Source organism: Sphingomonas sp. NCPPB 2930, assembly GCF_042867205.1.
In the GTDB taxonomy this organism is placed as follows: domain Bacteria; phylum Pseudomonadota; class Alphaproteobacteria; order Sphingomonadales; family Sphingomonadaceae; genus Sphingomonas.
In genome coordinates, this window is sequence record NZ_JBHZQU010000003.1 from 1 (window position 1) to 25934 (window position 25934).

The 25934-nt window shown below is 62.2% G+C and carries 16 protein-coding genes; 7 read left to right on the forward strand and 9 right to left on the reverse strand.

The window, feature by feature from the left end:
• Window positions 1-91: 91 nt before the first annotated feature.
• The gene (locus ACFX59_RS05220; protein WP_387430301.1) at window positions 92-1063 is read right to left on the reverse strand and encodes a quinone oxidoreductase family protein; all 972 of its coding nucleotides are present in this window, start codon (window positions 1061-1063) and stop codon (window positions 92-94) included.
• Window positions 1064-1189: 126 nt separating this feature from the next.
• On the opposite strand from ACFX59_RS05220, the gene ACFX59_RS05225 reads away from it, so the two are divergent.
• The gene (locus ACFX59_RS05225) at window positions 1190-2083 is read left to right on the forward strand and encodes a LysR family transcriptional regulator (RefSeq protein ID WP_387430303.1); all 894 of its coding nucleotides are present in this window, start codon (window positions 1190-1192) and stop codon (window positions 2081-2083) included.
• A 58-nt stretch (window positions 2084-2141) separates the two neighbouring features.
• Here the strand turns inward: ACFX59_RS05225 and ACFX59_RS05230 are convergent, their stop codons facing one another.
• Window positions 2142-3173: a pyridoxal phosphate-dependent aminotransferase gene (locus ACFX59_RS05230; protein WP_387430305.1), complete on the reverse strand. Its 1032-nt coding sequence runs from the start codon at window positions 3171-3173 to the stop codon at window positions 2142-2144.
• A gap of 47 nt (window positions 3174-3220) precedes the next feature.
• Window positions 3221-5860 (reverse strand): TonB-dependent receptor plug domain-containing protein, encoded by a 2640-nt coding sequence (locus tag ACFX59_RS05235; protein ID WP_387430307.1) that lies wholly within the window; start codon window positions 5858-5860, stop codon window positions 3221-3223.
• Window positions 5861-6258: 398 nt separating this feature from the next.
• Between ACFX59_RS05235 and ACFX59_RS05240 the strand changes: the two genes are divergently transcribed.
• The 5 genes from ACFX59_RS05240 (at window position 6259) to ACFX59_RS05260 (ending at window position 18416) form a co-directional block, all read left to right on the forward strand.
• Window positions 6259-9444 carry a TonB-dependent receptor gene (locus ACFX59_RS05240; RefSeq protein WP_387430309.1) on the forward strand — a complete coding sequence of 1062 codons (3186 nt, stop codon included), beginning with the start codon at window positions 6259-6261 and terminating at the stop codon, window positions 9442-9444.
• A 2-nt stretch (window positions 9445-9446) separates the two neighbouring features.
• Window positions 9447-10142 (forward strand): DUF6250 domain-containing protein, encoded by a 696-nt coding sequence (locus tag ACFX59_RS05245; RefSeq protein WP_387430311.1) that lies wholly within the window; start codon window positions 9447-9449, stop codon window positions 10140-10142.
• A 983-nt stretch (window positions 10143-11125) separates the two neighbouring features.
• The gene (locus tag ACFX59_RS05250; RefSeq protein WP_387430313.1) at window positions 11126-14020 is read left to right on the forward strand and encodes an ATP-dependent helicase; all 2895 of its coding nucleotides are present in this window, start codon (window positions 11126-11128) and stop codon (window positions 14018-14020) included.
• A 6-nt stretch (window positions 14021-14026) separates the two neighbouring features.
• Entirely contained in the window at window positions 14027-15763 is a 1737-nt protein-coding gene (locus ACFX59_RS05255) for a DNA methyltransferase (protein ID WP_387430315.1), read from the forward strand.
• Window positions 15756-18416 (forward strand): type III restriction endonuclease, encoded by a 2661-nt coding sequence (locus tag ACFX59_RS05260; RefSeq protein ID WP_387430317.1) that lies wholly within the window; start codon window positions 15756-15758, stop codon window positions 18414-18416. Before ACFX59_RS05255 ends, ACFX59_RS05260 begins: the two co-directional genes overlap by 8 nt.
• 408 nt (window positions 18417-18824) lie before the next feature.
• Here ACFX59_RS05260 and ACFX59_RS05265 read toward each other — a convergent pair whose 3' ends face one another.
• The 4 genes from ACFX59_RS05265 to ACFX59_RS05280 form a co-directional block, all read right to left on the reverse strand.
• Window positions 18825-20753 (reverse strand): ATP-binding protein, encoded by a 1929-nt coding sequence (locus ACFX59_RS05265; RefSeq protein WP_387430319.1) that lies wholly within the window; start codon window positions 20751-20753, stop codon window positions 18825-18827.
• Window positions 20754-21140: 387 nt separating this feature from the next.
• Window positions 21141-21704: an alpha-ketoglutarate-dependent dioxygenase AlkB gene (locus tag ACFX59_RS05270; protein ID WP_387430321.1), complete on the reverse strand. Its 564-nt coding sequence runs from the start codon at window positions 21702-21704 to the stop codon at window positions 21141-21143.
• The gene (gene dinB, locus ACFX59_RS05275; protein WP_387430323.1) at window positions 21701-22783 is read right to left on the reverse strand and encodes a DNA polymerase IV; all 1083 of its coding nucleotides are present in this window, start codon (window positions 22781-22783) and stop codon (window positions 21701-21703) included. The genes ACFX59_RS05270 and dinB overlap by 4 nt, the downstream gene beginning before the upstream one ends.
• A gap of 156 nt (window positions 22784-22939) precedes the next feature.
• Window positions 22940-23287, reverse strand: coding sequence for a helix-turn-helix domain-containing protein (locus ACFX59_RS05280; protein ID WP_183952462.1), 348 nt, complete (start codon window positions 23285-23287; stop codon window positions 22940-22942).
• A 100-nt stretch (window positions 23288-23387) separates the two neighbouring features.
• Between ACFX59_RS05280 and ACFX59_RS05285 the strand changes: the two genes are divergently transcribed.
• On the forward strand, window positions 23388-24419 hold the full coding sequence (locus ACFX59_RS05285; protein ID WP_387430325.1) for a zinc-binding alcohol dehydrogenase family protein: 1032 nt from the start codon (window positions 23388-23390) through the stop codon (window positions 24417-24419).
• 39 nt (window positions 24420-24458) lie between these two features.
• On the opposite strand, the gene ACFX59_RS05290 is transcribed toward ACFX59_RS05285, so the two are convergent.
• Complete coding sequence (locus ACFX59_RS05290; protein WP_387430327.1) at window positions 24459-25064, reverse strand: DJ-1/PfpI family protein; 606 nt, start codon at window positions 25062-25064, stop codon at window positions 24459-24461.
• Window positions 25064-25906 (reverse strand): PhzF family phenazine biosynthesis protein, encoded by an 843-nt coding sequence (locus ACFX59_RS05295; RefSeq protein WP_387430329.1) that lies wholly within the window; start codon window positions 25904-25906, stop codon window positions 25064-25066. The genes ACFX59_RS05290 and ACFX59_RS05295 overlap by 1 nt, the downstream gene beginning before the upstream one ends.
• Between the last annotated feature and the right edge of the window lie 28 nt (window positions 25907-25934).

Consider the following 25934-nt stretch of genomic DNA (forward strand, 5'->3'; position numbering starts at 1 on the left):
CGACAAAACCACCCAGTCCTACATCGGCTTCGTTAGCCTCGCCTCAGTCCTGCTCTGGCTACCCTTTGTCCACGATGGCTAGCGATCGCCGTTACCGGGGACCGTTGGGAATCAGGACGATCTTGCCCGCGAAGCTGCGATCCTCCAGCAGGCGATGGGCGGCCGCCCCTTCGCTTAGCGGGAAGATGGTGATGGCGGGCGCGGTGATCGTGCCGGCTCGCAAGGCCGCGAACAGCCTGTCGGCGCGGCTCTGTCGGCTTTCGGCGCGGTTCAGATAGGTCCAAAGATCGCCGCCGACGACACACTTGGAATGCTCCATCAGCGACAGTGGATCGATCGCGGGCGGCGTACCACCCGCCTTGCCGAAGATCACCACGCGGCCACCGGGACGCAAGGCGGCGAGGCTGTCGTGGAGCGTGGTGCCGATCGAGTCATAGACAACATCGACGCCGTCCCCGGTCGCCTGCCGCACCTGTGCCACCCAATCGTCATAGCCATAGACCGCACTCGCGCCATTCGACCGTGCCTGTTCGCGCTTGGACGGCGTCGAGGCCAGCGCATGGACCTCGGCGCCCAGCGCCACCGCCATCTGGGTCAGCAGCCGCCCGACGCCACCCGATGCGGCCTGGACCAGCACCCGGTCGCCTGCCGACAGCCTGCCGCTATCCTCGATCAGATATTGCGCCGTTACGCCTTGCAGCAACAGCGCGGCGGCCGTGCGGTTGTCGACATCGTCCGGCAGTGCGACCAGCCGATCGGCGGGCGCGTACACCCGTTCGGCATGGGCGCGCGGCACGTCGAGAAAGCCGACCCGCTGCCCGACCCGCCAGCGATCGACGCCAGTCCCGACCGCGACGATATGCCCCGCCCCCTCATAGCCGCCGATCCATGGTGCTTCGCCGTCCAACACATAGATGCCCTGACGGCGATAGATGTCGGCGAAGTTCAGGCCGACCGCGCTGGTTTCCACCAGCACCGAACCGGCGTCGAGTGCCTGATCCGAAAGATCGCCATAGCGCAGGACCTCGGGGCCCCCGAACCGTTCGAAAAACAACGCCTTCACTGAACTATCCTCGACACAATCATTACCAATCATCCTTGTTCTGGTTGCTAATGACCGGAGGATGCCTGCTGGACAGCGATGGAAACAGCCGCATAGGATGCGACGTCTTCAAACCAGGGGTTTGCAATGGACCGATTGACCAGCATGGCGATCTTTGTATCGGTCGTCGACCTCGGCAGCTTCACCGCCGCAGCCAAGGCGCACGACATTTCGGCAACGATGGTGGCCAAGCACGTCAATGCACTGGAAGCACGGCTCGACACCCGCCTGCTTCACCGCACGACCCGGCGGTTGTCGCCGACCGAGGCCGGTCGGCGCTTCACGGAAGCCTGTCGTCGCGTGCTGGCGGATGTCGCGATCGCGGAGGCGGTGGGGGCCGAGGTGGCTCAAACGCCGGTCGGTCGGCTTCGCATCGCGGCGCCGATCGCCTTCGGCACCGAACGGGTCGCGCCCTTGCTGGCCACCTATCTCGACTGCTTTCCGGACATGCAGGCGGAACTGGTGCTGGGCGACCGCAAGGTCGATCTGATCGAGGAAGGCTTCGACCTGGCCTTTCGGATCGGTGCGCTGGAGGATGACTGGCTGGTCGCCCACCCGCTCGCTCCCTATCGGCTGATGCTCGCCGCCGCGCCAGCCTATCTGGAGCGACACGGTCATCCGCAGACGCCCGTCGACTTGCGCGGACATCGGCTGATCGGCTTCGCGCAATTCGGTGCGGACGACCGGTGGACGCTGGTCGGTCCGAGCGGTGAGCATGTCGTACCGCTGCCCCCGCCCCGCCTGCGCATCAATCACGCAGCCGCCCTGCGGCAAGCGGCGGTCGCGGGCTATGGTATCATCCTGCAATCCCGCGTGACGCTGGACGGCGATCTGGCGTCGGGGCGTCTGATCCCGGTTCTGGCGGATTACGCGCCCGAACCTCGTCCGCTGACGCTCGTCCGCCTGCCCGATCGTCGCATGACGGCAGGCCTGCGCGCCTTTGTCGAAATGGCGGTCTCGGCGTTCAGCGACGATGCCTAGGGTTATGCTTCGAGCTTCCGGAAGCCATCGGCAATCGCCGCCAGATCCGGAGCGTTCGTCATCCGGCCACCTGCCGCAGCACGGCAAGAAAGCGGTCGTTCTCCGCCGGTCGTCCGACCGTCACGCGTACCCAGTCATCAAGCGGGGGGAACGGCTTGGCAATCTCGATGCCTGCGGTGGCGGCCGCAGCGCGAAGGCGGCCTGCTGCCGGCGTGCGGAAGAAGACGAAGTTCCCACGCGCATCGGTGTGGCGGAGCGACAGCGCGTCGAGCGCCGTGTGAAGTCGCCGCCGCTCCCCCGCCGTCCGGTCGCGCACCATGGCGACATGGCCCTGATCCGCCAGCGCCGCGCCTGCGGCCGCAAGCGCGGGACGGGACAGGGAATGCGGTGCGCCGATCCCCGCCTGACGCAAGGCGGTCGCCAGTGGTGCCTGCGAAACGGCATAACCGACCGACAGTCCCGCCAGCCCATAGATCTTGGCGAGGGTGCGGAAGACGAGCACATTGCGCCCCGCCCGCACATGCTGGATCGCCGACAGCCCGGCGAGGTCGTCATATTCGAGATACGCCTCGTCTACCACAGCCAGCGTCCGGCGGGACAAGTCGGCCAGAAAGGCGTGCCACGCCCCCGCCTCGCTCACCGTGCCGGAGGGATTGTGGGGGTTCACCAGCGACACGGCCAATGTGTCCCCGCCGACCGCGCGAGACAGTGCCGGCAGGTCGTTCTCCAAACGCCCATTGAGCGGTACCGGCCTGCCCCGGCCACCAAGCGGGGCCGCCGCATCGACCAGCGCCGTATAGCCGGGCGCCGAGAAGACGATCTCGCCGCCCCCTGCCCGCCTGCGCGCCAGGAACAGCCCGAGTGCTTCGAGCACTTCGCCGATCACGACCTGCTCGGGCGTGACGCCTTCGAGGCGGGCGATCTGCCGGGCGAGCGAGTCCACTTCGGCCTGCGAGACATAGCGCTCCACGCCAACCGCCGCCGCACGAATGGCGGGCGCGACGTCTGGGGACGGCCCCCAAGCATTCTCGTTGAGTGACAGCCGGGTCCGTGCGGCAAGCCCCGTACCGATCGCCGGTGTCGCGGCCACCGCCGCGCCCATCGCGATCCACTCGCGCCGATTGAGCAGCGCCGCCATCAGAAGCTCACTCCGGCGCGAACATAATAAAAGGCGCCGCTGAAGCCGAAGGGTGAGAATTCGCTGTACGGAAAGACACCGAACGTATCGGCGCCGGTCAGCGCGGCGGTCGACCGGATGTTCTCGGTCGGGTAGACGTTGAACAGATTGTTGGCGCCCACCGTCACCGCCAGGTTGCGGTTGACCTGCCCGGTGAAGCTGAAATCGGTCACCCATTTGGGCTCGAGCTGCTGGATCACATCGACATTGCCCCGCGTCCCGGACTCGGTCGGCAATGTGCGATAGGGCGTCGATCCTTGCGCGATCAGGGCGACGGCGGCAGGCGTCTGGTTGGTCAGCGCCACTTGCTCGACACGGCCATAGCGGGCGGCGCGCACATCGAAGGTGATGGGACCGGTCCGGAAGGTGGCCCCCAGCGCCACCTTGTCGCGCGGCTGGCCACGCTCGACGCGCGTCCGTTCGACGACGTCGAACAGCGGCGTCGTGATACCCAGCGCCGTGATTTGCGGGGGTGTTGCCGCGACACGGCGCAGCCGTGTCCGGTTGTAATTATACGCCGCCGTCAGCTTCAGGTCGCCCCATCCGCCCAGCGGAGTCGCATAGGCTGCGGTCACGTCGACACCTTGCGTCCGTGTATCGACCGCGTTGGTGAAGTAGCGGACGCTGGTCACGCCCGGAATGCCGATACCCGCGAGATAGTCGCGCAGACGGCGGCTGCCCGACGCATCGACATAGTTGGACGACAGCATGATCCGGTCGTCGATGTCGATGTGATAATAGTCGACCGACGCCGTCAGATGGCCAGCCGCGTAAGTCAGGCCACCGCCAAAGTTGGTCGACGTCTCGGGTTTCAAGGCCTGGGCGCCAAGGGCCTTGGCAAGGGCCGAGCCGACCGGCGCGGTGCGGACGAGGACGAATTCAGGGAAACCGGTCGTGTTGTTGACGATCGTCCGGCTGCTGGTCGAACTGAAATATTGCTGGGCGAGGCTGGGCGCGTGGAAGCCGGTGCCGATGGACCCGCGCAGGGCGAACCCCGCCGGCAGGGCGAGGCGCGTCGACGCCTGCCCGTTCCAGGTGTCGCCGAAGTCCGAATAATGCTCATAGCGTCCGGCGAGATCGACCGTCCAGCCGCGCAGCGGTTCCAGCCCGGCTTCCGCAAAGGCGCTGATCGCGTCGCGGTGGACATCGACCGTGTCGCTTGGCTGAATGCCCGCGAAACCCTGCGACCCGATCGTCGGGATCGCCCCGGCATTGGGGCCGTCGAGCACGCGTACGGGCCCATATTGATAGCTGGCCAGCTCGCCGGCGCCGATCTTGTACCCGTCACGGCGATATTCGGCCCCGATCGCGACGTCGATCGGCGCGGCCAGCCCCGCCTCGACACTGTTCGACAGGGTCAGGTCGGTCGTCCACTGCGAATTCCCATAGCGGCCGTTGTAGAAGCGCGTGGGGCTGGCGGTGCCCAGCGTGGCGTTGAGCGTGTTCCGTGTCCGATATGCGATGCGGTTGCCGCCATAGACGCTGGACAGGTCCCACTTCCAACCGGCCAGATCGCCGCGCAAACCCAGCGCGCCGGTATAATCGCGGCTCTCGGTATCGACGAAGGGCAGGAAGCCGTTCGGGTAGATCGCACGGACATTCTCGTCCTGCCCCGGGCGGCGGAACGAAGCGTTGCTCTTCGCCTTGCTCAAGCGATAGCCGCCAAAGCCATAGAGTTCGACGCTGCCGAGCGGCTTGCTGAGATTGACCAGGACGGAGCCGTCCTTGATGTCGCCCTGATCGGCGAAGCGCCAGACGTTGCGGTCGACTCCGGCCTCGCGCGGGTCGAGCCGTGTTCCCGTGACGCCGCCGGGCGGATTGAGCCCGATCCCCGCCCCATAGCGCGACGACAATGGCTGAGGCGTGCCCGTGGGCGAAAGGCCGAAATAGAATTGCCGCGTGTCCGGCTGCGCACGGTTCGCCGCCTGATGATCGCGATAATAGCCGGTGACGTTGACGAAGCCGTCCTCCCCCAGCTTCAGCCCGCCGCCCAGCGAGACCTCATAGGTGTCACCACCGCCATCATAGGTCGTGCCCGCGCTGGCCGTGGCGTGCAGCGCGGTATCGGTCCGAAGCAGGATGTTGATGACGCCTGCGATCGCGTCGGAGCCATATTGCGCCGAGGCACCGTCGCGCAGGATTTCGATGCGGCCGATCCCTGCCGCCGGAATCTGGTTGAGGTCGGTCGGCGTCGCGCCCTTGCCGATCGTGCCGCCGGTATTGACCCAGGCCGCACCGTGAAGCCGCTTGCCGTTGACCAGCACCAGCGTCTCATCCGGCGACAGCCCCCGCAGCGAGGCGGAGTGGATATGGGTGTTGCCGTCCGGCGTCGTCGGATTGGCGAAGGAGAAGGACGGCGCAAGCTGGCGGAGCACCTCGCTCGTCTCCTGATAACCCGAAGCGCGGAGGTCGTCGCCGCGCAGCACGTCGATCGGCACCGGTGAAGTCGTGACGGTACGTTCGCCGGTGCGCGTCCCGGTGACCACGATCTCGTCGCCCGTCTTCGACTCTCCTACACTTGCCCGAGGGGCCGCATCTTGTGCCGCAGCGGTCGCCATGGGTGATGCGCCGACCAACAGACTCATCACGACGATCTTCATCCATCAACCCCCTTGCCGACCCTGCGACGCCTGTTGGCATTCGCATCGATATAATATCCTATCGTTTAGATGGGCTTTGATAGAAATGATTGTGTACGGGCAAGCTCAGACCCACCTTTCGCTCCTGCCGCGCCGCCGCCTTGGAATGTCCATTCCGCCAGGCGGCCGGGCTGCTTCCAGCCCATGCGAATATCCGCGCTCAAACGGCACTTGGCCGGCATGCATAAGGATTGAAGCCGATCTTCAGCGAAGGCTTGCACGCACTCGGGCGAGTGCCGCTTCAGACCATGCCCCCTCCCCCGTCCCAACTATTAGCTGCTCGGACGCAGGAAAAACTTTGTCGCGGGACCGCTCACCGCTTTTCTACCTAACTCCCATCTGAATAAGGGGGTATCATAATGTCGTTGGTCATCGGCCGCCGTCGAGCGGTGCAATTCGCCATGTCCGGTGCGGCGCTGATCGCGATGGCGCAACCGGGGCTGGCACAGCAAAAAGGGCGTTTGGCGGCCCCCGCCGATGATCAGATTTCTCCGACCGATCCCCTGGCCACTGCGGCCGACATCACGGTCGTCGGGACGCGGGCCTCGCTACGCTCGGCGATCGCGCGCAAGAAGCAGGCGGATACGGTGGTCGATTCGATCGTCGCCGACGACATCGCCAGCTTTCCCGACAAGAATGTCGGCGAGGCGCTGGCCCGGATCACCGGCGTGCAGTTGCAGCGCGACTTCGGCGAGGGCAGCAAAGTGTCGATCCGCGGCGTCGAGCCCGATCTGAACCGCATCGAGATCAACGGCGTCAGCCAGCAGAGCGCCGGCGGCGAGCGGAGCGGCGACTTTCGCGAACTGGCGGTCGAGCTGGTCAAGTCGATCGATGTCTATAAGGGCTATACGGTCGATCTGACCGAGGGGGGTATCGGCGGGACGGTGCGCGTCGAGACCCGCCGTCCGCTCGAACTGCTCAAGCCCATCTTCAGCATCAAGGGCGAAGCGCAGCGGCTGAACTTGGCGCAGAAATGGCGCCCGCGCGTCAATCTTACCGCGGGCCGCGCCGACCTGCTGGATGGTCGACTGGGCGTGCTGCTCAACGTGACGCACAGTCAGGTCGACACGCGCGGCGACTCCATCGCGAATACCGACTGGCGGCGCTATTTCGATCTCGACCGGTCGAACGAAAAGACCGTCGCCGACCCGGCCTATGCGGCCTATTCGACCTATGAAAGCTGTGCGGGCACGACGGGCGGAACCGCCGCCAAGGCCACCGCCGCGCGGCTGGCGTGCGAGACCCAGTTCTTCGACTGGGCCCCCAACTCCGCACGATACCGGGTGCTGGACCGATTCGACGCCCGGACCTCGTTCGACGGGCAGTTGCAATATCGCGTCGCCGATAACTTCACGATCTGGACCCAGGCACAGCTCAACTGGCGCAACCAGCGGATGCGCGACACCAACTATACCGTCAATCTGAGCAGCGGGACCGGCAGAACCCTGGACCTGACGCGCTATAACCTGGACGCGCCGCTGGCCGCCAACGCTGCCGGTGGCGCTTCCCGTCCGCGACCGACGGTGGGAACGGTCACGACCGAGAACCACGTATTGACCAGCGTGCTGACCGCGTTGAACGGCGTAAACGCCGCCACCGACGGCGCGACCGCCAATTATCGTGGCGCGAACGGCATCGTCGGGGTGCAGCGCCGCGACTTTCGCTACGACGAGGAAAGCCGCTATCTCCAGACCGGGTTCGAATGGGATCTGGACCGGCTGCACCTGATCGGCCTGGCCTCGACCTCCAGGGCGTCGCGGATCGATGAGACGAACCTGGTGGGGATCACCACGGGCGTACCGGGTATCAAGATCGACCGGCGCAACCCCGACGGTCTGCCCATCCTCCAGTTTCCGGCGGCGTTCGATCCCGCCGCCATATCCAGCTATGCCGACGCCACGCGGCGCGGCGCGAATGGGCAGTTGCTCAACCAGACGGGCCCCGTGCTGCAATATCGCCCCGGCCAGAACGATGCCTCGGAAGACCAGTTGAAGCTGGATGCGACCTATGCCGTCAATTGGGGGCCGCTCAAGGCCATCGCCTTTGGTGGTCAGTTTCGGAACCAGGATCTGGTATCCTACGGGGCGGGCGGCGCCCGCCTGCTGAGGGCGGCCGTCACCGCGGTTCCGTCTGCCGGGATCGCCGCATCGCCTGCCGTCTACCAGTATAACAACAACATATCCTATACGACCGTGATCGGCCCGGTTCCCGCGGGTGGAGCGGCGGCCAACACCTATTACCTGACTGCATCGCAGTATCAGCAGTTCCTCGCGGCCAATAGCGGGGTGACCGGCGGAGCGCCGCTGTTCACCGGGATTTCAGGAGCGGAGGGCGCGCCGCAGAGACTGGCCATCCCATTGTTCGACTATGCCAATTTGTCGCGTTACTATGACCTGTCGGGATTCAACCAGGATCGCGTGCGCTTTGCGGACGGCCTTCCCCAAATTCCCGATTACGTCATCAATGAGCGTATCGTCGCGGGCTATCTGAAGGCCGATATCGATACACGCCTGTTCGGAATGCCGCTGACGGGCAATGTCGGGGTGCGCTATACGGCGACACGTGACCGTTCGGTCAGCAGCAACACGCGGCGCGAAAATCGCGTACGGCCGGGAACCGGGGTCGGCACCATCCCGGCGGTGATCGAAACCGCGACGGTCGCGGTTCAGCAGATCACGCTGCAAAATCGCTATCATGACTGGTTGCCCGCCGCGAATGCCGCGCTGGAAGTACGGCCCGACCTTTTCATCCGACTGGGCTATGCCAAGAACCTGGCACGGCCCAAGCCCAGCGATCTTTCCCCCGCGATCAACTGCGTGATCGACACGGCGGATACGATCGCGGGTGAGGACACCTGCTCGGCAGGCAATCCCTATCTGAAACCTTATCGTGCCGACCAGTATGAGTTGAACGCCGCCTGGTATCCCAACCGCGATACCGCGATCAGCATCGGTTATTACTACAAGGACATCCAGAGCTTCGTGTTGCCCGCCGCGACGGTGTCGGGCATGGACCTTTTTCGCGACGGCACGCTGTACACGGTACGCCAGCCGCTCAACGGCTTCGGCGCGAAGCTCGACGGGATCGAGGCGAGCGCCCAGACCGTGCTCGGCTTCCTGCCAGCGCCATTTGACGGGTTCGGGCTCAGCGGCAACATCACCTATAGCCGCTCGATCAACAGCGGCCTCACCAACCAGGCGACGGGCGAGCCGCTGGCCGAGTTCCCCGGACTGTCCAAATTCACCTACAATGCCAGCATCTTCTTCGACCGCGACTGGCTCAACGCCCGGATCAATTACAACCGGCGGAGCAGTTGGCTTTATCAGGCAGCCAGCGCGAACAACGGCAACAGCCCCGTGTACCGACGCGGCGAAACCTATGTCGATGCCAAGGTACAGCTTCGCCTGGGCGCCCATTATTCGGTCTTTGTCGAGGCGCTGAACCTGACCAATCAGTTGACTCGATCCTATATCGATGATGCGCGGCCGATCGAATTCACCGATGTCGGACGGCGCGTGTTCCTTGGCGCGCAGCTGAAACTGTAAATATGCGGGTGGTTCTGATCGCAGCCGGGCTGGTCGGTCTTGCGCTGCTCGCGAAGAGCGCGTCTGCCGCCTGTGTTCGGGCCCGAACGCCGCCGCCGTCCGCATGGCGGATCGAGGCGGAGGATCCAGCGACGCGTGTCACCTTCCTCGGTGGAGACGAAGTCGAGATCGACACGGCGCGCGGTTTGACCCTGTGGTACGCCCGCCGTCTGGCTATGCCGGTTCGCATCGCGTTCGAGGCAAAAGCGGTTGCGGCGGGCGATGCTAATGATCAGGTGAGCGACCTCAACGCCTTCTGGATGGCAACCGACCCCGCCGTCGCGGACGGTTCGGTGTTGGCCGCCGGTCGCCATGGCAGGTTCGAGGATTATGATGCCCTCGCCACCTATTATGTCGGCATCGGTGGCAATCGGAATACGACCGTTCGGACGCGGCGTTATGTGGGTCAGCCCGGCAACCGTCCGCTGATCGGGGAGCGTGCGCCCACCCGCTCGCGCGACCTGTTGCACGCCAATCGCTGGACCCGGATCGTGCTGACCGCCGATCACGGAGGGATTTCCGTGACGCGCGATGGCCGCCCGCTCTTCGCCTATCGTGACGCGGCGCCCTATCGACAGGGCTGGTTCGCCTTTCGCACGACGCAGAGCCATTGGCGCCTGCGCCATATCTCCATCACTTCTGCCTGTAATTCGGAGTAGACCACCGATGCGACCGACCCACCGCGAGCGGGCCTGATTGATGTGAGCGTCGCGATCTGATTCACGCCTCGCGAAGAAGCCGGGACGAGCGACCATTTTTTCGACTGCTACGTAAATGTGCTACGTACAGCGTCGGCCCGGCCATCAAAAAACGGCGGAAAACTGAAATTCTTGGAAATGGTCGGGAAGACAGGATTCCTGACCTAATTCTACCGCGCGCTAAGTCATTGATTTTGCGTCACCGTGCAACCCGTCTTTCAGCGAGTTGCACAATCAGGGGTACAAGAAGGGGTACAAAGAGGCAAGGACATCGAACGAGGTTTGACACGTTGGCGATACGCCGCCACCGCGGCGCTTCCCAATCGCCGTGGATGCTCTCCGCGTCCTTCAGCCGCACAATATGTCCGAACGCGTCATGCCAGCTACCATGCTTGAGCAAACCGGCCGGAGGTCTCGACTATTGTGTCCATGCTGGCGGACCGACCTGCAACGCCTGGGCATTACAAAAGCCGTGCGCCCATGTTCCTCCGTGCTGGCGTAGATATGTCTGACGCTGGGATAAAGGGGTCGTTCGCGTTCATGCTCGAGAATGGCAGGTTCTATCCAAAACCCGCCATTCCCCGAGCCTCCAACGATCGGTCGACGAACGCGCAACACTGGCCGATAGGTGAATGTCAGGTTCGGAGCCGGACCATGGAGGTCGCAGATATCAATCGGCGTCGGTAGGACCCTTCTTTGCCACTCAGGTGCCGAATGTCCGTTCCCAGGTGCGGTCCGTCCGCTGATCCATTTTGGAAGCGCAAGACGGGCGCGTAGCCAGCAAAACTATGAAAGCAGCAGGGAGGCCGCCTCTCGGCGAACCTCCTAAATTCCTTTGACGATGAGGGGAGGCCATAGCCCGCATTCTTCAAGCCCGGGGGCGGTGATAGCTCGAGGGGGACCAGTTGTCATTGTGGTAGGTTCGCGCCCTCGCAAAATACGGCGTGCTCGATTATGCCATTCATATGGCAGGACCAAACCTAAACCAGCAGGCAGCAATCGAGGCAACACAAGGCCCAGTCCTGATCATCGCAGGACCTGGTTCCGGCAAGACCTACACACTGGTAGAGCGCATCGTTCGCCTGATCCGGGTTGAGGGGAGGCGGCCGGAGCAGTTGCTGGTGGTCACCTTTACCGAGAAGGCTGCCCGCGAGCTGATCACTCGCGTGTCCAACCGCCTCCTTGAGATCGGCATCTCGTTTAACATCAATGAGATGTATATCGGGACTTTCCACTCCATCTGCTTGCGCTTGTTGAAGGATCACCGCGAGTTCACGCGCCTCAAGCGCAATTTTTCCCTGTTTGATCAGTTCGACCAGCAATATTTCCTGTTCCAGCGCCTGGGCAAATTCGACGAGATCGCCGACATCGATCTTGTCATCGGGGCGGAGCAAACCGGCCGCTGGAACCGCGCCACCCAACTTATGAGGTGGCTGAACAAGGTCGCCGAAGAGGCGCTCGATGTCGTGGCCCTCAAGACCGGCGATGATCCTGCCATTGTCGCGCTCGGCCATGCTGCCGACCTCTATCAAGAGTTGATGCTTGGGCAGAACGCCTTGGATTTCTCCGGCATCCAGGCGGAGGCCCTGCGATTGCTGGAAGAAAATCCGGCAGTTTTGATTGAGGTCCGCCACCAACTGACCCACCTGATGGTGGACGAGTACCAGGATACGAACACCATCCAGGAACGGCTGCTCTTCCTTCTCGCCGGGGAGGAGCAGAACATCTGCGTCGTGGGCGATGATGACCAGGGCCTCTATCGGTTTCGCGGTGCGACGATCCGCAATATCCTTGAGTTTCCTAGCAATTTTGCTCCCGGTCGGTGCAAGCAGGAGCGCCTGACGATCAACTACCGGTCAACGCCGGATATCATCAACTTCTACAACCGCTGGATTGCGGACGAGGATTGGTGCGAAGGCGACAGGAGCTTCCGCTTCGACAAGAGCATTGTCGCGCGCGACGATCAGTTCCCCGACACCCCGTCCGTCGTGAAGCTCCGCCAGTCCGATGGCGGCGATTTCCACGAAGAGGTGGTGAGCTTCCTCCACTCACTCCGCGACAAGGGGCTGACGGATTGGAACCAGGTCGCGTTTCTGTTCCGGTCGGTGAAGAACGACAAGGTGCTCGCCCTGGCGCGGCATCTGGAAGCGAGTGGTATCCCGGTCTACTCCCCGCGTTCGAACCTTTTCTTCGAACGCGAAGAAGTTCGATTGATGATCGGCGCATTGCTCTTCCTCTTCCCCCGATACCCTTCGATCAGGCAGACGCGGGAGGGGATGGAACTCGCGATCTGGGACTACTACGATCACCAGTGCTTCCAGGCGTTCGCGCAGGAGCTGCGCAAGCCGGAGAACGCGAGCTTGCTTGCGTTCGTTCGTCCACTCGCCAAGCGCCATATGGCGATGACGGAAGCGGCCGACTATGGCCTGACCGGGCTTTTCTACCAGCTCCTACAGTTCCCGCTGTTCAGCCGCTTCCTCGGCGAGGAAATGATGAATGGGGTCGATAAAGGGCGCGCATCGCGCAACCTCGCCCTGCTCTCGCAGCTGCTGACCAAATTCGAATACCTGCATTTCATCACCGTCATGAACCCGGAATACCTGGATCGCGACCTCTTGAATCTGTTCAACCAGTTCCTGCGCTTTCTATACGACGGCGGCATCGACGAGTACGAGGACGACAGCGAATATGCGCCCAGCGGGTGCGTTTCCTTCCTGACCGTTCACCAATCGAAGGGCCTGGAATTTCCCGTTGTGGTCTGCGGGTCGCTTGAGGCGGTGCCTCGCAAGCAGTGGACGGACATCGATGTGGCGATGGAGCCATACCTCGCCAAGCGGCCGTTCGAGCCCCTAGACCGGATCAAGAATTTCGATTTCCGGCGTCTCTTCTACACCGCCTTCTCCCGAGCCCAGAACCTGCTGGTGCTCGCCACCGAGGAGAAAGAGGGGCGCGGCCGGTCCCCCTCGAAATATCTCGCTGACGCCTGGGGGGAGCTGCCAAACTGGCGCGATCCCGAGTTTCATGCCGAGCGCATCGCCTTCGATGTGGTGAAGCAGATCAACCTCAAGCGGCAATACAGCTTCACGTCCCACATCGCGCTGTTTGAGACCTGCGCAGAGCAGTACCGCTTCTTCCGCGAGCTCGAATTTACGCCCGTCCGCGCCAGCGCCCAGCTCTTCGGCACGCTCGTCCATCAGACGATTGAGGATGTCCACAAGGCGGTGTTGCGCGGTGAGGGGCACATCGTCACCTCCAGCCAGGTCGAGGATTGGTTCGAAACCAACTACCACTATCTTTCGCGCCGCGAGCGGCAGTACCTCAACCAGCTCGCGAAGGGGGCGGCGCTGCGCCATGTCGAACGCTATGTGAAGCGCGAGCGGCGGCATTTCGACCGGCTCAAGGAAGCCGAGGTCGATATCTCCATGGTTAAGGACACCTACATCCTCAACGGATCGGTGGACCTGATCCGTGGCGAAGGCGATACGGTCGAGCTGATCGACTTTAAGGCCGAAAAGAAGCCTGATCTCGTGCGGGATCGGGAGCGGCTGCAACAATACCGGAAACAGCTTGAGGTCTACGCGCACCTGGTGGAGGAGAGGACGGGCCACACGGTCAGCCGCACCCATCTCTATTATACCGGCGAGGAGAGCGGAAATCCGTTCATCAGCTGGGACAAGGACAGCAAGGCCATCGACCGCACCATCGCGGATTTTGACCGGATCGTCGGCCGGATCGAGGCGGGCGATTACCGGATGAAGTCGCGGCCGGGGAAGAAATGCGAGGACTGCGACGCGCGGTTCTATTGTGACATGAAGAATTGGAAATTTTTGGAAAGGTAAATGCGAGTGAGTGACGGACAGGAAAGCTTGGACCTGGGGCGGCAGCAGGAAGGCCGGGTCGAAGAATACAAGTTCGAGCCAATTAAGGGCTACCCCATGCTCAACTGGCGCGGGAAGCGCCCGTTCACATCGACTCAATACTATCCCGCCCAGCTGAAAGAAGTTCATGGTAAAGATATCGATGGCTGGCGCAACAAGATTTTTTGGGGAGATAACCTTCAGGTAATGAGTCACTTGCTGCGTAATTTTCGTGGAAAGATTGACTTTATCTATATTGACCCTCCATTTGATTCCAAGGCTGATTATTCAAAGACAATTCGAATAAGATCTAGAAGTGCTAAAACAGAGAAATCAAACTTCGAAGAAAAGCAGTACGCAGATATCTGGACAAACGATGAATATCTGCAATTCATGTTCGAGAGACTGTCGATAATCCGCGAACTAATGTCGCCCAGTGCAACAATTATGGTGCATCTTGATTGGCATAAATCTCATCAAATAAGATGCATGCTTGATGAAATATTCGGACCATCAAATTTTTTAAACGAAATTATATGGCATTATTATAACAAGATGCAGGGTAATATAAATAGATTTGCATCGAATCATGACAATATTTTCTGGTATAGAAAAGGTGACGGATTTCACTTCGATAAAATCAGGGAGGAACGCGAAAAGCCCGTCACCCAAATCAAGCGAGTCTGGAGTTCAGAAACTCAATCGTTAGTGAATGCAAAAGACGAAAATGGAAAAGTGATCTACATCGAGTCGACCCACAGAACGGTCGATGATGTCTGGCGCATGTCAATGCTTCAGCCAGCCGATAAGATCGAACCTACCGGATATCCAACTCAAAAGCCCGAAGCGTTGATGGAAAGGATACTTAAGGCAGCAGCCCCCAAGGGCGGTCTCGTTTTCGACGCATTTGCTGGGTCGGGAAGTCTCCTGGCTGTAGCCGCCAAAACCGGAAGGCGCTTCATCGGCGCAGACATCAACCTGGGCGCTATTCAGACCATGACCAAACGGCTCCTTGCAATCGAGTCATCAGCAGGCTTGGAATCGTTTAATGTCAATAATTACGATATTTTCCGTAATCCGGCAGAAGCCAAGCAACTGCTGATCGATGCACTTGAGCTCCAGGTGCTTGACGCACATGGAGTTTTCGATGGCGAAAAGGACGGTCGCATGGTGAAGATCATGCCCGTCAATCGAATTGCAACCAAAGCCGATCTTGGTGAGCTTGTAGCCGGTTTCGATCAGAAGCTTTTCCAGCGTCGGCAGGATGAGAAGCCCAATCAGCCAGTCGAGAAAATCCTGCTCGTGTGCATGGGCCATGAGGCGGATTTGAAGGCGGAGCTCGAACTCCAGGCCAAGCCATTCAGGATCGATGTCGAGGTCGTGGACATCCTGCGCGACAAGTCGCAAATCGAATTTAAGCGGGATTCCGAGGCCAAGATCTCAATCCGCGATGGCGAGCTCGTGATCGAGAACTTTTACCCCATGAACCTCCTGCAAAAGCTGTCCTTGCAGCAGGAGCAGGTGGGCGAATGGCGCGAGCTCGTGGATAGCGTGATGGTCGATTGGAACTACGACGGCGCTGTCCTTCAGCCGACCATCGTTGATGTTCCCGGCAAGGACGATTTCGTCATCGGCCGCTACAAGGTCCCGGCAGACGCTGGCACGATCCGTGTGAAGATCACTGACCTCCTTTCCGAAAGCTGGGAAGGCGAAATCGATGGCTAAAGCGACCAAGGCCAGCCAGCAGGAAGCCGTTCTCGGCGAGTTTGCCTTCTTCAACTTCCTATGGAGGTTCTACCGGAATAACCGGGGTACGATCCGGCGCGAGTATCGAGATCTGACCAAAAAATTTCTCGACTTCAACGACCCCGACCACAACCGGAAGGCGTTCCTGCGCACCCCGCAGTTCGAAGCCCTGGAAATGTATGTCTTCCTCAAGGAGTTTCTGGGCAACGCGCGTGTCGAGCAGATTTTCAAGGACTGGTTCGACCGCGCTGGCAAGTTCGCCGACCGGGCCGAAGGTGGCGTTGCCAACTCGCAAGGCCAGGGAACCCTGTTCGAGACGGTGACGCGCGAGCAGTACCAGGTCGTGTTCGATATGATGAAGCGCAACCGGCGCACATATCCGAACTACATCTTCGCCCTCACCATGGGGACCGGCAAAACCATCCTCATGGCGACCTGCATCTTCTACGAATTCATCCTTGCCAACAAATGGCCCAAGGACGCAAAATACTGCCATAACGCGCTGGTCTGCTCGCCTGACAAGACCGTTCTCCAATCACTCCGCGAGCTAGAATCCTTCCCGCTCGCGCGTGTGGTGCCCCCCGAATATGTGAATTTCCTCACCACACATATCCGCTTCCATTACCTGGAGGAGGCGGGCACTTCGCTCGACACGCTCGACCAGTCGCGCTTCAATGTGATCGTCTCGAATGTGCAGAAGATCATCCTCAAGAAGAAGCACAAGCATGAAAGCGCCATCGACACCCTCTTCCGCGCAACCCCGGAGGTGTTTAAGGAGCCGGGCACCGTCTACGCCGATGCAGCCGATCTTTACGGGTTCGACGAGCCCGAGGACGAGGGGGAGCTGACCACCAACCAGCGCTTCGAGAAGCTGACCCGGCTCGAACAGCTCGGCATCTATGTCGATGAGGCGCATCACGCCTTCGGCAAGGACCTGGCGAAGGACATGGGCATCGGGGCGAAGGCCACAGACACCAGCCTGCGCACGACCATCGACAAGCTTGCGGCCAAGCTGAAGTCGGCCGGAACGCAGGTCGTGGCCTGCTTCAACTACACCGGCACGCCCTATGTCGGGAAAACCGTCCTACCCGAGGTGGTCTACGCCTACGGACTGAAGGACGCGATCAGCAACCAGTACCTCAAGACCGTCGATCTGAAGGGATACACGAACTCGCGCACTTCCGAGTTTGTGAAGATCGCCGTGGATGACTTCTGCGATCAGACCGATGGGCTTTTGCCCGAAGGACTGACGCCGAAGATGGCCTTCTTCGCAGCCAGCATCGACGAGGCGGTGAATGAGCTGAAACCGGCCGTCGAGCAAGCGCTCATTGACCGGGGTATCCCCACGAGTCGCATTCTCGTGAATGTCGGTGACGCGAAGCATACCAGCAATGATGATGAACGGGCTTTCCGACGCCTCGATTACCCCGAGAGCGAAAAGCAGTTCATCATCCTGGTTAACAAGGGGCGCGAGGGCTGGAATTGCCGGTCGCTCTTCGGCGTTGCCCTCTACCGCCAGCCAGCATCGAAGGTGTTCGTCCTACAGGCGTCGATGCGCTGTCTGCGCGCCATCGGCGACATGCAGCATACCGGCCACATCTACCTGTCGGCAGGCAACCTGGCGATCCTTGACAACGAGCTCGAACACAACTTCCGCATGACCGTGGAAGACCTGAAGGGCGCTGCGAAGGACAAGGAGACCGTCGAAGTCCGCGTCAACGAGCCGGTCAGGATCAAGATCAAGCGCGTCCGTCGCGAATTTCATCTGGAAGAGAAGGTCCTCACCGACGGGGCGGACCTGAGGTTCAACATGGCCGACAAAGCGGCATGGGCCGATCTGACCGACCGCTATCGGTTGATGGCAACGCACAGGACCGAGTTGGCGCCTGGGAAGATCAGCGACCGAGTAACCGACCTCACCGCACACAGGTCGAAGCTGACCTACTCGCCACTCATGATCGTGTCCGAGGTCGCGCGGTACTTGAACCGCAGTCCCATCGAGGTGGAGGGCCTCCTTGCATCTTCCGTCCAAGGGATGGGCGCCACGGTCGAGGCCGTGAACGCCTACAACGAGTTGCTGCACGATCTGATCATCCCGCAGCTCTTCGGACACCTGTTCACGGTCAGCTCGACCGTGACGCCGGAGGAATACGAAGTTGACCTCGTGAAGGTCCCTGCCGAGGGCTTCTACCGGGTTACGGCCGAAAAGGATAAGATCGTGCGGGAGACCGACGCGCCTGCTGTACCGGTCGCCCACAAAAGCTTCCACCTCGACACCTACTGCTTCGACTCCAAGCCCGAGCAGACGCTGTTCTGGGACCTCATCCGCGAGGGTAAGGTGCGCAAGCTCTATTTCACCGGCATGCTCACCCATGGGCAGAGCGACTTCTTCATCCAGTACATCGACCCGGATTCGAAAGCAGTTCGGACCTACTACCCCGACTTCCTCTTCGAGCGTGAGGACGGAAAGATGGTCATCGTCGAGGTCAAGGGCGACCACCAAGTGGACACGCCGGTCGTGCGGGCCAAGCGCGAGTTTGCCGAACAGATGGCCGTCGCTTCTGGCATGACCTACGAGCTCATCAAGGGGACGGACGCTGAAGCCCATAGCTATGCACGGCTTCTGAACTGACGCGGCGCGGCGTGAGATCGGTTCCGTGCCACCGATCTCACGCCGTCCTCGGTTACCCACGAGCGCTGGAGGTGAACCGTAGGCAGCTTTCAAGGAGAGGCTATTTGAGGGCTCGAACGGCAGCAATGGCGGCAGACCCACCATGCTCGGAGGCCGAGCCGAATGGCGGGTTCAACCGGAAGCCGACGTTCAGTGCCTGTTGTGCGGCGTGGCGTTACGACTGAATCTGGTCGACTGCTGCCGGAAGCGAACGCCGGATCGTGGGACAATGACCCCGCTACTACTGGCTCAGCTAAACAGTTTCACTTGATCGAAGCGGGTGTCGCGGAGCAATGCTCATGACCATCGAAGGTAGCCCGCTATTAAGACGTTCCCTTTCTATTTATACGGCACGGCTTTCCGCCAGTGTCACGCCGATAGTCCGAGCCCCGGTTGGCCCGCGGTGGGTTCCGCGACGAATGCTGCGGCGTCAACGCCAGCCTCCCGAAGAAACGGGGCCTCCGAAAGACGCGCGTAGAGGTTCAACATGCGCGTTTCGGCCCGGCGGATAAACGTCTCGTAAGCCATGGGTATGATCTTCGTGCGGCCTTCCTCGCGAACGCCTTCGCGCGGGGTGAGCTTCGAACCCATCACAAAGCATGTCACCCGCGTTGCATCATCGATGAGCCCGTGGGACTGCAACTCAACGACATATTTCCACGCCTGGTTCTTCTGATCCATCCCGATCGGAATTCCCGGCCGCTTCAATTCGACCACCACCAGATGCGCCACGCCAATAACCTCATGCTGGTCGTCAAAGGCAGGCCGCGCGAACAGGCCGACGCTCCCGTCAGGCAAGATAACGAAGTCGGGGCGGTTGAGGCTGCCCTGCGGGGAGCCGCCGAGCAGGGTCTTTATTACGGTGGACATGCCTCGGTTGGATGTGAATTCAATGCTTTCGAACTCGGGACCGAACACCCAAAGGCTTCGCTCGATGAGCGGCTGCAGTTCGCGCACCTCGTCGGCCCGCTCGTCACGAAGCTTATCGTGCAGCTCATGAATAAGTTTGAGCCGGCTCTGAATCTCATCAAGCGCGAGCTTCGCGGTCGCGACGCTCCAATCGGCGAGAATACCGTCGAGTTGATCGAGTTCCCCAGGTTGAAGGGAATGCAGCTTCGCAAGTAAGCTATATTGCGATGACGACGCTTCTAGATTGGCGAGGATGCCAGCAACCTGCTCGATCTGATCGGATGAAATTCCTGGACAACTGTCGGTGACTTGGTCGACGAAGCTGTTCCAGCGCTCGCGCGCGATCGGCGTGATCTGGGTAACGGTAGAGGCATAGCGCTCACGGACCGCGTCCTTAACCTCTCGGCGCCGTTCCGAATGAAATGCGGAGATTTCCTCGCGGATCTTGTCCTGGACAGCAATCTGGGTCTGTTGCCAGGCGGGATGGCTTTGCTGGAATCCGGACCAGTCGGGCAGAACCGCATCGGTGTCAGCGAGAAAGTCGGCGAAGACTATGAAGGTGAACCGCTTCGCCTCACTGGATCGACCGTCGAGCACGCGTTCATAATCGGTGCTGCGCCAGCCGCAATTGCCGACTAGCCGATTGTTCACGTGCCAGGCAATGCCATGCTGGCGGGTGCTGCGATCGGCGCGCTGGGACTCAATCATCAGTATGGTCGCACGGCCGACGTCGGGGATATCCACGAAGCTCTCGCGCAGAAAATCGCGCGGAATATCGTCGAAGGTCACGGCCTGACCATCGACGAAGACCCGGAAGTTTGGATCGGTAAGGAAGCGAGTGCCGAGCACCTCGCGAATATCAGCGGCGCTGAGCCGCAACCGGGTCGGCTCAACGGCCTTGATCTCGACCCCGTGCCTGGGGCTCGGTTCGCGCTTGACTAGCTCCCAATGGAACGGGCGCAGCCCGCCGCGTGACACACGATAGGTTACCTGCTCGCCGCCCGCTTCGACGGTGATGTCGTAGGGGTTGGAGAAGGCGAAGCCGCCATGGCGTCCGCGTCCGTTGCGGCCATAGGCTCGACGCGGTGCAAGCGTCTCCAACTCGGGCGGGGGCGAGACATATTCGCCCTCGGCCGCCACGCGATTATAGTCGAACACCCCCCAACGCTGTTCAAATTGCGCGGCAGTCATGCCACGGCCGTTGTCCTTGATAGCAAACCTGCGCTCGCCGTCGGCGGTTGGCCAGGTGATATCGACTCTGGTGGCATAGGCATCCCAGGCGTTCGCCACCAACTCGACAATGGCGACCGAGAGATCGGAGATGATGGGACCGGCATGGCGATCGAGGAAGCGCCGGTCGAACGCGTATAAAGTTTCCTGTGACGTCATGACCGATCCCCCGTTTCACCGTTCATAGCGAGGTCGATAACCGTTGCGCCATCTCGAACTGCCATTTTGGCGTCTGGCAAGCCTTTCTCGGTTATCTGGACTCGAGTCATAAGTTGGCATTGGCCTAGATCAGTCCCGAGTAAGCGTGCGCGACCAAAGATCTCCCACCCCTACGTCGAATGGCAACCGATCGCGCCATCGGCCTTGATCCAGTGTGTTTCGTCGGACGGGAGTGTCCGGTTAACCATATGCCGGAGAACGGCTTAAGTTGGTCGACACCTGCCGCACGCGGATCCCAAGAGCTTCACGGCGCCCCCACGGGAGCAGTCAAACAACGCCCTTGATCGTCGATCATGAAGATGGCGGCGGTAAACTCCTTGCCGTCGATCACCGATGCTCCGCCAGACTGCGGAAGGTGATTGACCAGCGCAGATGTTCCATCGGCGCGATGCTGTGCTCCCAGTTGTGGCGGGCTGGTCCGCTCATATGATAGCCGCCCTGCGGGTCGAGCGGCAACGACGCGCGGTCGAAGCCGTCAGCGCGCCGCCGCCGGAAGCGCATCGTCGTCGGTTCGCCGAGGGAGATGCCGAGGACATGGCCGTAGATGGGCCGATCGCGATGCCAGCCGATCCCGGCGCCTGGGTCATAGCGGATAAGCAGCGCCTGAATCAGCGCCTCGGGCGCGAGCCCGGCGAAATTGGCGGCCCTATCGCGGATGGGGAGAAGCCAATCCGGCATCGGTGGCGCATCCTTCGGGCGCCCGACCTCGAAGTCGTAACTCCATCCGAAGGACGTTGTCAGCCGCTTGCCTGTCCAGCCCTGAAAGCGGAACGGCTCGAGGTCGGTCGCGTCGATCCGGTCGATCAGCATGCGCTCCTCGTCCGCCGTGATCAGGTTCGCCCGCGTGGCGAGCCCCGGCAGTAGCGGCGCGTCAAAGAGGTCAAGCATCATGCCGCCGCCTCCGCGAAGATCGGCAACTCGGTCGCCGCCACAGCCTCAGCCTCGACGAAGTTCGATACCGTTACGCCGACCAGTCGTATCCCCTTCTGGGTCGGCAGAACCGACCGGATCAGGTCGAGCGCCGCGCGGCGCAGGCCTTCCCGACTGATGACGGCCACGGGCTGGCTGCGGCGTCTGGTGATCTGATGGAAATCGGCGTACTTGATCTTGACCGTCACGGTCCGGCCGAACGCCTGCCGTGACTCGCACCAGTCCCACACGTCGTCGGCCATGCGAAGCACGCCCGCCTCGATCTCCCCCGGTTCGGTCAGGTCGCGGTTGAACGTGGTTTCCGACCCCGAAGACTTGCGCACGCGGTTCGGATTGACCGGACGATCGTCTTCCCCGCGCGCGATGGCGTGATACCATTCGGCGGAACTGCCGAAATGCTGCTGCAAGAACGCCAGCGACTTGGCGCGCAGATCAGCCCCGGTCTCGATCCCCAGCCGCTTCATCTTCTCCGCCGTCACCGGTCCGACGCCGTGGAAGCGGCTGACGGGCAACGTCTCGACCCAGGCGGCGCCCATGTCCGGCGTGACGGCGAACTGGCCGTTGGGCTTTCGATGATCCGAGGCGAGCTTGGCGAGGAACTTGTTGTACGAGATCCCCGCCGACGCGGTCAGGCCGGTCTCCGCCAGAATAGCGGCGCGGATCGCCTTGGCAGTCAGCCATGCGGTTTCCAGGCCACGCTTGTTCGCGGTGACGTCGAGATAGGCCTCGTCCAGCGACAAGGGCTGGATCAGGTCGGTATAGCGCGCGAACACGTCATGGATCTGGCGTGAGACGTCGCGGTACACTTCGAAGCGGGGCGGCACGAAGATCAGGTCGGGACAGCGGCGCAGCGCGGTGACTGAGGGCAAAGCGGAGCGAACGCCGAACGTGCGCGCCTCGTAGCTGGCCGCCGCCACCACGCCCCGTGCGGCGGCATGACCGACCGCAACCGGCTTGCCGCGAAGCGACGGATCGTCACGCTGCTCCACCGACGCAAAGAAGGCGTCCATGTCGACGTGAATGATCTTCCGCACCGCCATGCGCACCTTTTAACGCATGCAGAACAGGATGTGAACATATTATGAAAAAACTTCGGAAACCCGTCGCTTATCCCACCTGCCCATTTCTTGGCGTAGATCCGAGCACGACGCCGTTCGAGCGATGCCGCGAACGTCGCCGCCGCATCTGCCGGATGATCACCGCCGCGCGAAGAGGTCCATATTCGCATCGCCCCAAGCCTTCAGCGCCGCGATGATAGGCGACAGGGATCGGCCACGATCGGACAGGCTGTATTCGACACGCGGCGGCACCTGGGCGAAGACCTCGCGCTCGATCAGACCATCGGCCTCCAGTTCGCGCAGCTGGTTGGTCAGCATGCGCGGCGTCACATCACCAGCGCGGCGGCGCAGTTCGTTGAAGCGCGTGGTTCCGTCCTGCAAATGGTAGAGGATCACCGCCTTCCACTTGCCGTCGATCAGGCTCACCGCTGCCTCGACGGCACAACCCGGGGTACAATCGAGGCGGGAGTGACGGGCTTTCGCCATCGGAACGGTATCCTTTTCGACACTATGAGCGTTTTTTGTGCCTACGACAAAAGCTGACACCGTCTCTATCTCGCGTGCGTCAGCAGAAGGAGCAAGACCCATGCGCGCCATAGCCTATCGCCAGCCCGGCCCGATTGACCGGGACGAAGCCCTTGTCGAGGTCGAACTGCCACGACCCGTTCCGACCGGGCGCGATATCCTGGTCGCGGTCCGGGCTATCTCGGTGAACCCGGTCGACGCGAAGGTTCGCACTGGCGCCGCGCCATTCGACGGGCGTGACGAGCGCATTCTCGGCTGGGATGCGGCGGGCGTGGTCGAGGCGGTTGGCCCGGAGGCCACCCGCTTCAAGGTGGGTGACGAGGTCTTCTATGCGGGCGACCTGATGCGCGACGGCAGCAATGCCGAATATCAGCTGGTCGACGAGCGGATCGTCGGCCATCGCCCCCGCAGCATCGGCTTCGCGGAAGCGGCGGCGCTGCCACTGACGACCATCACGGCCTGGGAAACCCTGTTCGATCGGTTGAAGGTCGACGACCAACCGCCTGGCGGCGCCCGTGCCATCCTGATCATCGGCGGTGCGGGCGGCGTCGGTTCCGCGGCGATCCAGATCGCGCGGACCCGCACCGACCTGACCGTGATCGCCACTGCCTCGCGCGCCGAGACGGAAGGTTGGGTCCGCGACCTAGGCGCGCATCATGTCATCGATCATTCCCGGCCGATGGCACCGCAGATCGCCGCACTGGAGATCGGTGCGCCCGCCTTCGTCTTTTCGACCACCCACACCGATCGCCATCTCACCGACATCGCCGAGTTGATCGCGCCGCAGGGGCGCTTCGCGCTGATCGACGATCCCGCCAGCCTCGACATCGTCGCCTTCAAGCGCAAGGCGGTGTCGGTTCATTGGGAATTGATGTTCACCCGGTCGCTCTTCGACACACCGGACGTCGGCGAGCAAGGTCGACTGTTGGACGCAGTGGCCGAACTGGTGGACGAGGGGCGCATTCGCACCACGGCGACCGACACGCTCTCGCCGATCAATGCCGCCAATCTGATGGAGGCGCACCGCCGGATCGAGAGCGCCACCACGCGGGGCAAGATCGTCCTGGAAGGCTGGGACAGTCAGCAGGCGTAAGCTCGACGCGTACCACTACGAGAGGAGCGTGCGGGCGGGTCAGGCGAACGCCAACTCGCCCGTGACGATCGCCATGGCATGGTCGACGAAGCGCCCCTTCTCGCCGACCGGCGCGACGTAACGAAGTGCCTCGCGCGCCAGTTCGGGCTCGCCTCCGCGCGCGATCAGCCATGCGGCGAGATAGGACGCGGCAAGGCAACCGCCCGCCGTCGCGACATTGCCATGAGCAGCGAACGGTGCGTCGATGACGGTGACACCAGCCTCCACCACCCATGGCTTGGTGGTGAGGTCGGTGCAGGCTGGCAAATCGCCGATCAGGCCGAGCCTGGCCAACAACAGCGTCCCTGAACATTGCGCCGCGATCAGTTGCCGCGTCGGATCGAGACGAAGCCGGGCCAGCATCGCCGGGTCGGCGGCAATGTCGCGCGTGCGAACCCCGCTGCCGATCAACACCGCATCCGCCTCCTCGATGAATTCGAGCGGGCGTTGGCGATGGACGGTGACGCCGTTCATCGACGTCACCGTTTTAGTCGGGGCGGTAATATGCGCGGCCCAGCCATGTGGGCGCAGCCGGTTGATGATCACGGCGGCCACGAACGAATCCAGTTCGTTGAAGCCGTCGAAGGTCAGGACCGCGACCTGCATCACCCTTGCGTCCGTCCGGAGAACAGCGTCCGCGTCGGACCGGCGACCCAGACCTGGCCGGTCTCATCCTGCGAGACATGGATACGCCCGCTCCGCCCGAGGCGCGTGCCCTGGGCGGCGACATAGCTGCCGCTGGCCCGACCGCTGGCGAACAGCCACTGGCCGACCGAGGCGTTGAGGCTGCCGGTCACCGGGTCCTCGATCAGCCCGCCATGCGCGTCGGTGAAGAGCGCGCGCAGTTCGAACGCGACCTCGCTGCCGGGGGCGTGCGGACCGACAATGCCAATGTCGATATGCTCGGAATGGTACCGCGCCGGTTTGACCGCCAGCACTGCCTCGGCCGACTCCAGCATAACCGCAATCCAGCCGGGGCCATTGTCAGCCCAGGCGGCATCGACGATCGCCGCGCGGTCGATCTGCAGCAACTCGGCGACCTGAGCGATCTCGGCCTCGGTCGGCGTACCGCCGCGCAGCAGTGGCGGTGCGGCAAAGGCAAGCTGATCGCTCTCGCGCCGGATCGTCACCAGCCCGACACCGCATTCCTGCACGATCACGCCGTCCTGCTTCGGCCGCCCGCCCGCTTCCGCCCACGCATGCGCGCTGCCCAAGGTCGGGTGCCCGGCGAAGGGCAGTTCGTGCGCCATGGTGAAGATGCGGACGCGATAGTCGGCCGATGGATCGGTCGGCGGCAGCAGGAAGGTCGTCTCCGAAAAGTTCAGCCAGCTTGCGATCGCCTGCATCTCGTCCGTCGTCAGGCCATCGGCATCGGCGATGACGGCCAACGGGTTGCCGGTCAGCGGATCGGTGCCGAATACGTCGACGAGGCGAAAGGGGCGGGTCACGGTCATCTCCTGTTGATGTTAGCTCGTC

Coding starts and splice junctions, on each gene's coding strand:
- ACFX59_RS05225 (WP_387430303.1), top strand. CDS start 1,190: ATGGACCGATTGACCAGCATGGCGATCTTTGTATCGGTCGTCGACCTC.
- ACFX59_RS05235 (WP_387430307.1), bottom strand. CDS start 5,860: ATGAAGATCGTCGTGATGAGTCTGTTGGTCGGCGCATCACCCATGGCG.
- ACFX59_RS05240 (WP_387430309.1), top strand. CDS start 6,259: ATGTCGTTGGTCATCGGCCGCCGTCGAGCGGTGCAATTCGCCATGTCC.
- ACFX59_RS05245 (WP_387430311.1), top strand. CDS start 9,447: ATGCGGGTGGTTCTGATCGCAGCCGGGCTGGTCGGTCTTGCGCTGCTC.
- ACFX59_RS05260 (WP_387430317.1), top strand. CDS start 15,756: ATGGCTAAAGCGACCAAGGCCAGCCAGCAGGAAGCCGTTCTCGGCGAG.
- ACFX59_RS05265 (WP_387430319.1), bottom strand. CDS start 20,753: ATGACGTCACAGGAAACTTTATACGCGTTCGACCGGCGCTTCCTCGAT.
- ACFX59_RS05270 (WP_387430321.1), bottom strand. CDS start 21,704: ATGATGCTTGACCTCTTTGACGCGCCGCTACTGCCGGGGCTCGCCACG.
- dinB (WP_387430323.1), bottom strand. CDS start 22,783: ATGGCGGTGCGGAAGATCATTCACGTCGACATGGACGCCTTCTTTGCG.
- ACFX59_RS05280 (WP_183952462.1), bottom strand. CDS start 23,287: ATGGCGAAAGCCCGTCACTCCCGCCTCGATTGTACCCCGGGTTGTGCC.
- ACFX59_RS05285 (WP_387430325.1), top strand. CDS start 23,388: ATGCGCGCCATAGCCTATCGCCAGCCCGGCCCGATTGACCGGGACGAA.
- ACFX59_RS05290 (WP_387430327.1), bottom strand. CDS start 25,064: ATGCAGGTCGCGGTCCTGACCTTCGACGGCTTCAACGAACTGGATTCG.